This is a genomic window from Salinibacterium sp. SWN248 (assembly GCF_015864575.1).
Lineage (GTDB): Bacteria > Actinomycetota > Actinomycetes > Actinomycetales > Microbacteriaceae > Rhodoglobus.
On sequence record NZ_JADYWW010000001.1, the window covers coordinates 789761 to 802311 of the forward strand.

At 60.8% G+C, this 12551-nt stretch carries 11 protein-coding genes; 10 read left to right on the forward strand and 1 reads right to left on the reverse strand.

Annotation, left to right across the window (positions count from 1 at the left end):
* Positions 1-75 precede the first annotated feature (75 nt).
* From I6E73_RS03620 to tuf, 5 genes are all read left to right on the forward strand, one after another.
* Positions 76-912, forward strand: a complete 837-nt coding sequence (locus I6E73_RS03620) for a hypothetical protein (protein WP_197123224.1) — start codon at positions 76-78, stop codon at positions 910-912.
* Between the two features lie 335 nt (positions 913-1247).
* Positions 1248-1622: a 30S ribosomal protein S12 gene (gene rpsL, locus I6E73_RS03625; protein ID WP_197106470.1), complete on the forward strand. Its 375-nt coding sequence runs from the start codon at positions 1248-1250 to the stop codon at positions 1620-1622.
* Positions 1622-2092: a 30S ribosomal protein S7 gene (gene rpsG / locus I6E73_RS03630; RefSeq protein WP_009773140.1), complete on the forward strand. Its 471-nt coding sequence runs from the start codon at positions 1622-1624 to the stop codon at positions 2090-2092. Before rpsL ends, rpsG begins: the two co-directional genes overlap by 1 nt.
* Before the next feature lie 89 nt (positions 2093-2181).
* Entirely contained in the window at positions 2182-4296 is a 2115-nt protein-coding gene (fusA, locus tag I6E73_RS03635; RefSeq protein ID WP_197123226.1) for an elongation factor G, read from the forward strand.
* A gap of 109 nt (positions 4297-4405) precedes the next feature.
* Positions 4406-5599: an elongation factor Tu gene (tuf, locus tag I6E73_RS03640; protein ID WP_197106468.1), complete on the forward strand. Its 1194-nt coding sequence runs from the start codon at positions 4406-4408 to the stop codon at positions 5597-5599.
* 54 nt (positions 5600-5653) lie between these two features.
* On the opposite strand, the gene I6E73_RS03645 is transcribed toward tuf, so the two are convergent.
* Positions 5654-6421, reverse strand: coding sequence for an IclR family transcriptional regulator (locus tag I6E73_RS03645; protein WP_197106467.1), 768 nt, complete (start codon positions 6419-6421; stop codon positions 5654-5656).
* Between the two features lie 79 nt (positions 6422-6500).
* On the opposite strand from I6E73_RS03645, the gene hutH reads away from it, so the two are divergent.
* The 5 genes from hutH (at position 6501) to rpsJ (ending at position 12549) form a co-directional block, all read left to right on the forward strand.
* Positions 6501-8045 (forward strand): histidine ammonia-lyase, encoded by a 1545-nt coding sequence (gene hutH, locus I6E73_RS03650; RefSeq protein WP_197123228.1) that lies wholly within the window; start codon positions 6501-6503, stop codon positions 8043-8045.
* Between the two features lie 8 nt (positions 8046-8053).
* On the forward strand, positions 8054-9718 hold the full coding sequence (gene hutU, locus I6E73_RS03655; protein ID WP_197123230.1) for a urocanate hydratase: 1665 nt from the start codon (positions 8054-8056) through the stop codon (positions 9716-9718).
* Positions 9705-10562, forward strand: coding sequence for an arginase family protein (locus I6E73_RS03660; RefSeq protein WP_197123232.1), 858 nt, complete (start codon positions 9705-9707; stop codon positions 10560-10562). The genes hutU and I6E73_RS03660 overlap by 14 nt, the downstream gene beginning before the upstream one ends.
* Complete coding sequence (hutI, locus tag I6E73_RS03665) at positions 10559-11728, forward strand: imidazolonepropionase (protein ID WP_197123234.1); 1170 nt, start codon at positions 10559-10561, stop codon at positions 11726-11728. Before I6E73_RS03660 ends, hutI begins: the two co-directional genes overlap by 4 nt.
* Positions 11729-12240: 512 nt before the next feature.
* Positions 12241-12549, forward strand: coding sequence for a 30S ribosomal protein S10 (gene rpsJ, locus I6E73_RS03670; RefSeq protein ID WP_009773132.1), 309 nt, complete (start codon positions 12241-12243; stop codon positions 12547-12549).
* Positions 12550-12551: the final 2 nt, after the last annotated feature.

The following is a 12551-nucleotide window of genomic DNA, read 5'->3' on the forward strand; positions in this document are numbered from 1 at the left end:
TGGCGTTCTTCTCGTTTCTGAGGGTTGCTTCGGTAGACTGAGCGGATCAGTCGCTGGCACGAGGAGGCATCAGTCATGACCGATCCATCTGTAGAGCGTGGTTCTTCACCGGAGAACGACGACAACATTGAGGATGCTGTGGTTGTCGACGAGACCCCCGCGGCTTCCGAACCCGTCACACCTCTAGTCGATCCCGTTGAGGCGCCCACGGCATCCGCGGAGTCCGCTGCGTACGACGACGCCACCCTCGAAGCTGAAGCGGAGCCCGTTGTTGAGCCAACGCTCGCTGCTGAGCCCGAAATTATCGCCGAGCCCGAGCCCGAGCCGGTAGTAGCCGAGACGACGGGAGCCGCTGCATCCGGTGAGCCCCGCGTCGTTTATGTGACTGCGCCGACGCCGCCGAAGGTTGCCGGAAACCGTGGATTCGGTATTTTCATTGCGCTGGCATCGACCGTCGCCTTCGCGATTGTTTTCGCCATCGCTGTCGTCATCATCGGTGCAGCAGCATCCGGCCGAGTCGCGGTCGCTTTTGTGCAGGCGCCGTCGTTCTACGTTCCCGTCGCCTTCTTCGCACTTGGCGCAATCGTGATTGCGCTCATTGTGAACCGCGCAGGCTGGGCAGCGCACGTCTTTTCGAGCATCATCGTCGGGCTTGTCGTGTACTTCGGTACTGTCGGTGCGCTCCTGCTGATCAACGGAGTCATTCAGAACACTCCGGAACAAGCACATGCAATGTTCGTCGCAGCGCTGGCGGATCCACTAGTCATCGCAGCAGGTTTGCTGGGCCGTGAGGTCTCACTGTGGACGGGTGCGCTGGTCGCGAGACGAGGCCGCAAGGTCACGCAACGCAACGTGGATGCGCGTGCCAAGTGGGAAGCCGAGCTCGCGGAGAAAACTGCTGCTCAGCGCTAAAGTCTCTACCGTGCTCGCGTGCCCCGTTCTGGAGCCTGCGTGTGGGCTGTGACCATTTGACCCCGGCCTGTCCCGGGGGCTATTCTTTCTGAGGTGTGCGCTTTGTCGTGCGCTTAAGCCATGCCTCTCGAGGATTACCGCTCACGCGGGGTTTAGGTGCGAGTCACTCCACACCACAGGGTTCGACCTTCCGGTTGGCCCCCACGGCATACCCGCAAACCAACCGATCAGTTCGGTAGGGGCGTGGGTCCAGATGAACTCGGTGTTCTGAAAAGAACGTCGAATGCTAACCATCATGACGCTGTCACCGTGCAGCAAAATCAAGGAGTAATTTAGTGCCCACCATTCAGCAGTTGGTGCGTAAGGGACGCACGCCAAAGGTCGTCAAGACCAAGGCTCCCGCCCTTAAGTCCAACCCGCAGCAGCGCGGCGTTTGCACGCGCGTCTACACAACAACTCCGAAGAAGCCGAACTCGGCTCTTCGCAAGGTTGCTCGTGTCAAGCTTTCTAACGGCACCGAGGTCACGGCCTACATTCCCGGAGAAGGTCACAACCTTCAAGAGCACTCGATGGTGCTCATCCGCGGTGGTCGTGTAAAGGACCTCCCCGGTGTTCGCTACAAGATCGTTCGCGGAGCGCTCGACACCCAGGCCGTTAAGAACCGTAAGCAGGCTCGTAGCCTCTACGGCGCGAAGAAGGATAAGAAGTAATGCCTCGTAAAGGACCAGCACCAAAGCGTCCCGTAGTCGCAGATCCGGTTTACGGCGCACCCATTGTCAGCCAGCTTGTCAACAAGATTCTTCTTGATGGCAAGAAGGGCCTTGCTGAGCGCATCGTTTACGGCGCACTCGAAGGGGTAACAGAGAAGACCGGCCAAGACGCCGTTGTCACGCTCAAGAAGGCTCTCGACAACGTTCGCCCGACCCTCGAGGTCAAGTCGCGTCGTGTCGGTGGATCGACCTACCAGGTTCCTGTTGAGGTCAAGTCGCACCGTGCTAACACGCTCGCATTGCGTTGGCTCACGAGCTACGCAAAGGGTCGTCGTGAAAAGACGATGACTGAGCGTCTCACCAACGAGATCTTGGACGCATCGAATGGCCTTGGCGCCGCTGTAAAGCGCCGCGAAGACACCCACAAGATGGCCGAGTCGAACAAGGCATTCGCTCACTACCGCTGGTAGTCAGCACCTCGCAGTGAGGCGGGTCAGACGCTGTCTGGCTCGCTTCACTCTTGAGATTCTCGCTTCACCAACATACTTCGGAGGAACCTGTGGCACAGGACGTGCTCACCGACCTGACTAAGGTCCGCAACATTGGCATCATGGCTCACATCGATGCCGGCAAGACCACTACGACTGAGCGCATCCTGTTCTACACGGGTGTAAACCACAAAATTGGTGAAACTCACGATGGTGCGTCGACTACTGACTGGATGGAGCAGGAGCAAGAGCGTGGCATCACGATCACGTCCGCTGCTGTGACCTGTTACTGGGACAAAAACCAGATCAACATCATCGACACCCCCGGCCACGTTGACTTCACGGTTGAGGTGGAGCGTTCGCTCCGCGTTCTCGACGGTGCAGTCGCTGTGTTCGACGGTAAAGAGGGTGTGGAGCCGCAGTCGGAGACTGTATGGCGCCAGGCCGACAAGTACGACGTTCCTCGCATCTGCTTCGTCAACAAGATGGACAAGATGGGCGCGGACTTCTACTACACGGTAGACACCATCGTGAAGCGCCTCGGTGCTCGTCCCCTCGTTATTCAGCTCCCCATCGGACTCGAGTCTGAGTTCGAGGGTGTTGTTGACCTCGTTGAGATGCGTGCACTCACGTGGCGCGGAGACTCCAAGGGTGACGTTCAGATGGGCGCTAAGTACGCCATCGAAGAGATCCCCGAAGACCTCAAGGAGAAGGCTGCGGAATACCGCACCGCTCTGCTCGAGGTTGTCGCTGAGACCGACGACGCCATCATGGAGCGTTACTTCGCCGGCGAAGAGATCAGCGTTGCTGAGATCAAGGCTGCGATCCGTAAGCTCACCGTCAACAGCGAGATCTACCCGGTTCTCTGTGGTTCTGCTTTCAAGAACCGTGGCGTTCAGCCGATGCTCGACGCTGTTATCGACTACCTTCCTTCGCCGGTTGACGTGCCTCCCATGGAAGCACGCGACCCCCGCGATGAAGAGAAGATCATCATCCGCAAGCCTGAGGCTTCGGAGCCGTTCTCGGCTCTGGCCTTCAAGGTTGCAGTGCATCCCTTCTTCGGTCGACTCACGTACATTCGCGTGTACTCGGGACACCTCGACTCTGGTGGAGCTGTTGCTAACTCCACTAAGGGCAAGAAGGAGCGCATCGGAAAGATCTTCCAGATGGCTGCCAACAAGGAAATCCCTGTCGACAGTGTTACCGCTGGACACATCTACGCCGTCATTGGCCTCAAGGACACCACGACTGGTGACACGCTGTGTGACCCGAACGACCAGGTCGTTCTCGAGTCGATGACGTTCCCTGAGCCCGTGATCGAGGTAGCGATCGAGCCGAAGACGAAGGCTGACCAAGAGAAGCTTGGTATTGCTATTCAGAAGCTCGCTGAAGAAGACCCCACGTTCCGTACCGAACAGAACCAGGAAACTGGCCAGACGGTAATCAAGGGAATGGGTGAACTTCACCTCGACATCCTCGTAGACCGCATGAAGCGCGAATTCAACGTTGAAGCCAACGTTGGTAAGCCGCAGGTTGCGTACCGCGAGACCATCCGCCGCATTGTGGACAAGCACGACTACACCCACAAGAAGCAGACGGGTGGATCGGGACAGTTCGCTAAGGTCCAGATCTCGCTCGAGCCGATGGAGGTTGAAGGCGACAAGATTTACGAATTCGTAAATAAGGTCACCGGTGGCCGTATTCCTCGTGAATACATTGGCTCAATCGACCAGGGTTTCCAGGCATCGATGAACGTCGGAATCCTCGCAGGATTCCCGATGGTCGGCGTCAAGGGAATCATCCTCGATGGTGCTGCTCACGATGTTGACTCGTCAGAAATGGCGTTCAAGATCGCGGGAACCATGGCATTCAAAGAGGCAGCGCGCAAGGCTGACCCAGTTCTCCTCGAGCCGCTCATGGCGGTCGAGGTTCGTACTCCCGAGGAGTACATGGGAGATGTCATCGGTGACCTTAACAGTCGCCGCGGACAGATCCAGTCCATGGAGGACGCGACCGGCGTAAAGGTCGTTCGCGCCCACGTACCACTGTCGGAAATGTTCGGCTACGTCGGTGACTTGAGGTCCAAGACTTCAGGTCGTGCGGTGTACTCGATGACGTTCGACAGTTACTCTGAGGTTCCCCGCGCGGTAGCTGACGAGATTGTTGCAAAGAACAAGGGCGAGTAATCGCCGCACTACCAGCGCGCAACTAACATAGATACACACCAACTTGCGAAACATTCGGCAGTGAAAAGTCGTCGGGTGCAGAGCAACCGAGTCCTGAGGAGGACCCACAGTGGCTAAGGCCAAGTTCGAGCGGACCAAGCCGCACGTAAACATCGGAACCATCGGTCACGTTGACCACGGAAAGACCACGCTCACGGCAGCGATCTCGAAGGTACTTGCTGACAAGTACCCTTCGGCGACGAACGTGCAGCGCGACTTCTCGTCGATTGACTCGGCTCCGGAAGAACGTCAACGCGGCATCACAATCAACATCTCGCACGTTGAGTACGAGACCCCCAAGCGCCACTACGCACACGTAGACGCTCCGGGCCACGCTGACTACATCAAGAACATGATCACCGGTGCAGCTCAGATGGACGGTGCAATCCTCGTGGTTGCAGCGACCGACGGACCGATGGCTCAGACTCGCGAGCACGTTCTGCTCGCGAAGCAGGTTGGTGTTCCTTACCTGCTCGTTGCACTCAACAAGTCCGACATGGTAGATGACGAAGAGATCCTTGAGCTCGTTGAGCTCGAGGTTCGCGAACTCCTCTCCAGCCAGGGCTTCGACGGTGACAACGTTCCTGTTGTCCAGGTTTCAGGTCTCAAGGCTCTTGAGGGCGACGAGAAGTGGACCCAGTCCATCCTCGACCTCATGGATGCTGTTGACGAGAACGTTCCTGACCCCATCCGCGACAAGGACAAGCCGTTCTTGATGCCGGTTGAAGACGTCTTCACGATCACTGGTCGTGGAACCGTTGTTACGGGCCGCGCCGAGCGTGGAACGCTTTCGATCAACTCTGACGTTGAGATTGTTGGAATCCGTCCGACCCAGAAGACCACGGTCACTGGTATCGAGATGTTCCACAAGCAGCTCGACGAAGCATGGGCTGGCGAGAACTGTGGTCTGCTTCTTCGTGGAACCAAGCGTGAAGATGTTGAGCGTGGACAGGTTGTTGTTAAGCCTGGTTCCGTTACTCCTCACACGAACTTCGAGGGAACCGCATACATCCTGTCAAAGGATGAGGGTGGGCGTCACAACCCGTTCTACGCGAACTACCGTCCGCAGTTCTACTTCCGTACCACCGACGTCACCGGCGTCATCACGTTGCCTGAGGGCACCGAGATGGTTATGCCTGGCGACACCACTGACATGACCGTTGAGCTTATTCAGCCCATCGCCATGGAAGAGGGCCTCGGCTTCGCCATCCGTGAGGGTGGACGTACCGTAGGTGCCGGTAAGGTAACCAAGGTTCTGGCGTAAGCTCAGTAACCAATTACGACGAGGGTCGAGCCGAAAGGCTCGGCCCTTCGTCGTTTAACCAGCGCGGCCGGTGAGCCGCGAGGTTAGCGCGCGAGCGGCGGCCACGGTGGCCTGACCGAGCTCGTCCCACTGGTCATCGACGGCATCCGTTCTGAAGGTCAGCCCGATCGCTGCCGAAGGGTAGCCATTGCGGTCGAACGCTGCAGCGCCCACCGAGGCATACTCCGCAGTGATGTCGCCCACTTCGCTCGCCCAGCCGCGCTCACGAGTCGCAGCCAGCAGCCGGTCGAGTTCTGCCAGTGTGTTCGGCCCTGCGGTCTGGCGCCGGGTAAGGCTGCTGCGTGAGGGATACAGCGCCCGCACTTGCGGAGCTGTCAGTTGCGCGAGCATGGCTCGACCGGTCGCAGTCAAATGCGCGGGGAGTTTTACACCAACAGCCGAAACAGTGGTGGGCGCCCGGGTTCCTTGCACTCGGGCGGCGTAACTGACATCGGCACCGCTGAGCACGGCAAGGTGCGCGACAACTGGGATTGGGGCTTCGGCGGCGAGGCTCCGCATGAGCGGGCTAGCGAGTGCGGAGAGTCGTTCGCTACGCAGCGCAGACGTGCCGATCTCGGAGACGAGGGAGCTCAACCCATAGGTGCGGTCTTCGGGGTAATGCACCACGAAGCCTTCGTCGATCATGACGGTAAGTAGTTGGTAGACGGATGACCGGGGGAGCGCTAGCTCGCGCGCCAAAGCAGAGGCGGGCACGGGCCCTTTGCGGGTCGCGAGGTGTCGCAGCACGGCCATGGTGTTGCGCGCGGCAGGAATGTTGGACACAGGGCTCCTGTCTGGTATTTCAGACACCATATCCTGATATCCGCTCGTGGTGGAGGGTCGATGCGCGTTCACTGGGATCATGACCTCAGCCTCCAGCCAGACAGTGACCATCGGCGTCGGCCCCGTGAGCATCTCCGATGTTGTGGCGGTCGCGCGCTACGGTGCGCCAATCGCGATCTCGGCCGAGGCGACGAACGCAATGGCGGCGTCGCGCGCGGTGATTGACGCGTTGGCCGACGACGTGCGCCCTCACTACGGCGTCTCCACCGGTTTCGGCGCGCTGGCGACGAAACACATCGCCCCGGAGCAGCGGCTGCAGCTGCAGCGGTCACTCGTGCGCAGTCACGCCGCAAGTTCCGGTGCAGAAATTGCGGACGAAGTGGTGCGTGCGACGATGTTGCTGCGCCTTTCCACAATGGCCACCGGGCGCACGGGTGTGCGGCCCCTCGTTGCCGAAACCTATGCGGCAGTGCTCAATGCGGGCATCACCCCAATCGTCGGTGAGTACGGCAGCCTCGGCTGTTCCGGTGACCTCGCACCGCTCGCGCACTGCGCGTTAGCGGTGATGGGCGAAGGCGGCGTACGGGTTGCGGGCGAGCAGCTGCCGGCATCCGCAGCTCTCAGAGTTGCCGGCATTACCCCCGTTATCTTGCACGAAAAAGAGGGCTTGGCGCTGATCAACGGCACCGATGGGATGCTCGGCATGCTGTCGCTGGCGATTGCTGATCTTGAGGCGTTGCTCACCACCGCCGACCTGTCCGCTGCCATGAGCGTGGAGGGCTTGGCGGGAACCGACCGAGTCTTCGCGGCGGATCTGCACGCCCTTCGTCCGCATCCGGGCCAGGCGCAGTCGGCGGCCAACATGCGCGCGGTGTTGCGCGACTCCGACACGATCGCGGCCCACGCCACGAGCGGCTTCACGCGAGTGCAGGATGCCTACTCGTTGCGGTGCGCGCCCCAGGTCCATGGCGCGGCTCGCGATACGGTCAACTACACGCGTCAAGTGGCCGAGCGCGAGCTTATGAGCGCGATCGATAACCCCGTGGTGACGGTGGATGGCCGGCTGGAATCCAACGGAAATTTCCATGGGGCGCCGGTGGGCTACGCTCTCGATTTCCTCGCGATTGTTGCCGCCGATGTTGCGAGCATGAGCGAGCGACGCACTGACCGATTCCTCGACAGCAATCGCAGCGGCGGGCTCAACGCGTTCCTAGCCGATGATCCCGGGGTGGACTCGGGGCACATGATCGCGCAGTACACCCAGGCGGGAATCGTCAGTGAGATGAAGAGATTGGCGGCTCCGGCATCCGTTGATTCAATTCCGACGAGCGCGATGCAGGAAGACCACGTCTCGATGGGGTGGAGCGCTGGTTTGAAGCTTCGCCGCAGTATCGATGGGTTATCACGCGTGATCGCCATTGAGTTGCTGACGTCGGCACGCGGGATTGAGATGCGTGGCGAGCGACCGTCACCGGTATCAGCGGCGGTAATCGCGAACTTGCGCGAGCACGTTCCCGCCGCCGGCCCCGACCGCTATTTGGCTCCTGACATTGCGGCGAGCGTTGCGCTTGTGCAGTCGGGTGCACTCTTGTCCGCCGCACGCACTATTACCGAACTCAGCTAGGAGACGTCATGATTCAGGCACACCGCGGTTCCACACTCAATACTCTCGGCTGGCAGCAGGAGGGTGCTTTGCGCATGCTCCAGAACAACCTCGACCCGGAGGTCGCCGAACACCCGGAAGACCTCGTCGTCTATGGCGGCACGGGCAAAGCTGCGCGTAACTGGCCCAGCTATCACGCGATTGTTCGTTCGCTCACGACACTCAAAGGTGACGAGACGCTGCTTGTTCAATCAGGCAAGCCCGTCGGTGTGATGCAGACGCATGAGTGGGCTCCACGGGTGTTGTTGGCGAACTCCAACTTGGTTGGCGACTGGGCCAACTGGGATGAGTTCCGTCGGCTCGAGCAGCTTGGCCTCACCATGTACGGCCAAATGACAGCAGGATCATGGATCTACATTGGCACGCAGGGCATTCTGCAAGGCACCTACGAGACCTTCTCTGCAGTCGCGGCTAAGCGATTCGGCGGCACTCTCGCTGGCACCATCACCCTCACGGCTGGCCTCGGAGGCATGGGTGGCGCTCAGCCGCTCGCCGTAACCATGAACGACGGTGTTGCGATCTGTATTGATGTTGATCAGAGCCGCATCACGCGTCGCATCGATCACGGCTACCTCGACGTTGAGGCGAAGTCGCTCGCGCACGCGGTAGAACTCGCTGTTGCCGCGCGCGACGCGAAGAAGCCGCTCTCGATTGGGGTGCTCGCCAATGCGGCTGCTGCCGTCCCTGAGTTGCTGGCAATGGGTGCGCCGATCGATATCGTCACTGACCAGACGAGTGCCCACGATCCTCTCGCTTACCTTCCTCTCGGCGTGGACTTCCATGACTGGCAGAGCGCCCGCAGCCATCCTGACTTCGCTCAGCGTGCTCGCGAGTCGATGGCAATCCATGTCGAAGCGATGGTGGGCTTCCAACGTCAGGGTGCCGAGGTCTTCGACTATGGGAACAACTTGCGCACGGAGGCACTCGCGGCCGGGTATGCCGATGCGTTTGCTTTCCCCGGGTTCGTGCCGGCCTACATTCGTCCATTGTTTGCGGAGGGCAAGGGCCCGTTCCGGTGGGCCGCTCTCAGTGGCGAAGCCAGCGACATCCACAAGACAGACAAGGCGATTCTCGAGTTGTTCCCGGAGAACGAATCGCTCGCGCGCTGGATCAAGCTTGCGGGGGAGCGCGTGCACTTCCAGGGCCTTCCTGCCCGCATCTGTTGGCTCGGCTATGGCGAGCGCGACAAGGCTGGGCTGAAGTTCAATGAGATGGTGGCGTCGGGAGAGCTGGCCGCACCGCTGGCGATCGGTCGCGATCATCTCGATAGCGGGTCCGTGGCGTCCCCGTACCGCGAGACCGAAGCCATGAAGGATGGTTCGGATGCCATCGCCGACTGGCCGCTGCTTAACGCGCTCGTGAACACGTCATCGGGCGCAACGTGGGTCTCCATTCATCACGGTGGCGGTGTGGGCATCGGCCGGTCGATCCACGCCGGTCAGGTCACGATTGCTGACGGCACCGAGCTCTCTGCCCAGAAGCTTGAGCGCGTACTCACGAACGATCCCGGTATGGGCGTGATCCGTCACGTCGATGCTGGCTACGATGAAGCTATTGCGGTCGCTGACGATCTCGGCGTTCGCATCCCCATGAACGAGGCTCCGCTCACGAAGGGTCACAATGCTCAACGCTGATCCGCTGTGGCCGCGTGCGGGGGATTGGCCTTCGCCGGTTGACGACGAGTGGGCGGATGTCGCACTCATCGGTATGCCGACGTCGCGCACGTCACTCTCGCCGACACAGGCTCACACGACTCCCGCTGCGGTTCGTGAGGCACTTCGTCGTTATGCCGCGCTGTCTGATCTTCGGATCGTAGACGCCGGCACCGTGCGCGAGCCTGATCTGAATGAGCAGGGTGCGATTGATGCGGTGGCGCAGTTGCGGGCTGAGCTCGTTATCGCCCTGGGCGGAGACAATGCGGCGACGGTGCCGACGGCGTTGGGGCGGTGGGGTTCAGAGATCGAGTCGGCTGGATTAATCACGCTCGATGCTCACTACGACCTACGAGACGGCACCAGTAATGGTTCACCCGTGCGTCGCCTTCTTGAGGCCGGCCTCGATGGCAGCCGTGTGGTGCAGATCGGTATTGAGCCGCTGGCGAACTCGCTGGCGTACGCCGAGCGGGCGCGCGAGGCAGGAATCACGGTCATTACTCGTGACGAGTTGCGTTCGTGCTCGATGGACGAGGTGATGGCGCAGGCGCTGGAGATTGCTGGCGCGGCGGGCGGGCCTATCCATGTCGACCTTGATGTCGATGTGTGTGATCGCTCGGTCACTCCCGGTTGCCCCGCGTCAGTGCCGGGCGGCATCTCGGCGATTGAGTTGCGCACGGTTGCACGGCTCGCTGGCGCGCATCCGGCGGTCTCCTCGATCGATCTGGTCGAGGTGGATGCCGCCGCTGACGCTCCTGACGAACGAACGGTGCGTCTGGTGGCGCTCTGCGTTCTCGAAGCAATCGCGGGAGTGTCGCTGCGATGACAAGCACGGTGATCGAGAACATCGGGCTTTTGCTCACGCATGATGAAGAGCGTCCCGAGATCTCCGCTGCCGCTCTGGTATTCGACGAGGGCCGGGTGGCGTGGTGGGGTGCTTCGGCCGATGCTCCTGCTGCCGACAGGCGAGTGGATGCCGCAGGCCGCTGTGTCCTTCCTGGTTTTGTCGACAGCCACAGCCACATCCTCTTCGCGGGGGACCGCTCGGATGAGTTTGAGGATCGCATGGCTGGCCGCCGTTACGAGGCGGGCGGAATCCGTCGCACGGTCGCACTTTCGCGCGCAGCGACTGACGCCGAGTTGCTCGCGAACGCGACCGCTCTGGTTGCGGAGATGCGCCGCCAGGGCGCGACGACGGTCGAAATCAAGAGTGGCTACGGTCTGAGCGTTGCAGATGAGGCGCGGATGTTGCGGCTCGCGGCCACGCTCACTGACGAGACCACGTTTCTGGGTGCGCACATCGTCCCCGACGAGTTCGCGGATGACCGGGCGGCCTACGTGCACCTGGTCATGGGCGACATGCTGGAGGCGTGCGCTCCCCATTCGCGCTGGATCGATGTGTTCTGTGACAACGGTGCCTTCACCGAGGCGGAGACGCGCGCCATCATCACGGCCGGGCAGGCTCGTGGCTTGGGCGCTCGTCTGCACGGTGCTCAACTGGCGGAGTCAGGTGCTGTGCAACTCGCGGTCGAGCTTGGTGCAGCGAGTGTCGACCACTGCACCTACCTCAGCGATAACGATGTGCAGGCGCTCGCGGGCAGCAGTACGGTCGCCGGACTTCTTCCCGGTGTCGAGTTCTCCACCAAGCATCCGTTCGTGGATGCCCGACGACTCCTCGACGCGGGAGTGACCGTTGCGCTCGCCAGCGACTGCAATCCCGGCTCGAGTTTCACCTCATCCCTCCCGTTCTGCATTGCCCTCGCGGTGCGCGAGATGGGGATGACGTCGCTCGAGGCGGTGACAGCGGCGACGCTCGGGGGAGCAGAGTCGCTCCGCCGCGATGACGTGGGTCGGTTAGCGGTCGGTGCACGAGCGAATGCCCAGATTCTGGATGCCCCGCACTACCGTCATCTGGCGTACCGGCCGGGGGTCCCCCTGGTCTCCAGCGTCTTTGTGGATGGCGTTCAGGAGTTGGTGCGGCCGTTGGCCTGAGGCTCCCCAAAAGTCCCGCTATCAGGCGGTAGTGGATGCTCACATCGAGGCTTCATGCCGTCGGCAGGACGACGGCGAACAGTGCCGCAAAAATCCGACACGCCCGGGTTGCAGTAAATGCGTGGATGTGACAAACTCTTCTAGTTCAACATTTCGCCGCCACGTGCGTGCGGATCACTTCCAGGCAGTGCATAGTTCCACATCGTATGACCCTCGCAGAGCGTGAGTTATACACCGTGTTGTAGCTAGGCCGCGGGGAGCAGAACCAAGCTTAACCAACTCCCCAATTCGATTCGAAAGAATTCGTGCTGCGGGAGACGCGTGTGCCAGTTCGCTGGCATGTGCTCCTCGCGGCTTCGCGGGTTGGTATCACAAGCAGTGACAGCAAGAACTTGACAGATAAATAGTGGTGCGAAAGCAAAAGTGCTGAGCGTCTTCGGGTGGCAACATCCGGTGTCGAACAGCCCAGGTGCACGCAGTGCAGCCAAAGTACTAAGGGAAGAGAGCCAGTCATGGCGGGACAAAAGATCCGCATTCGACTTAAGTCGTACGACCACGAGGTCATCGACTCGTCGGCACGCAAAATTGTTGACACGGTTACCCGCGCGGGTGCCACGGTAGTAGGCCCGGTGCCGCTGCCCACCGAGAAGAACGTGATTGCAGTTATCCGTTCTCCCCACAAGTACAAGGACAGCCGCGAGCACTTCGAGAAGCGCACCCACAAGCGGCTCATCGACATCATCGACCCGACGCCCAAGGCTGTGGATTCGCTTATGCGTCTCGACCTGCCGGCCGACGTCAACATCGAGATCAAGCTTTAGCT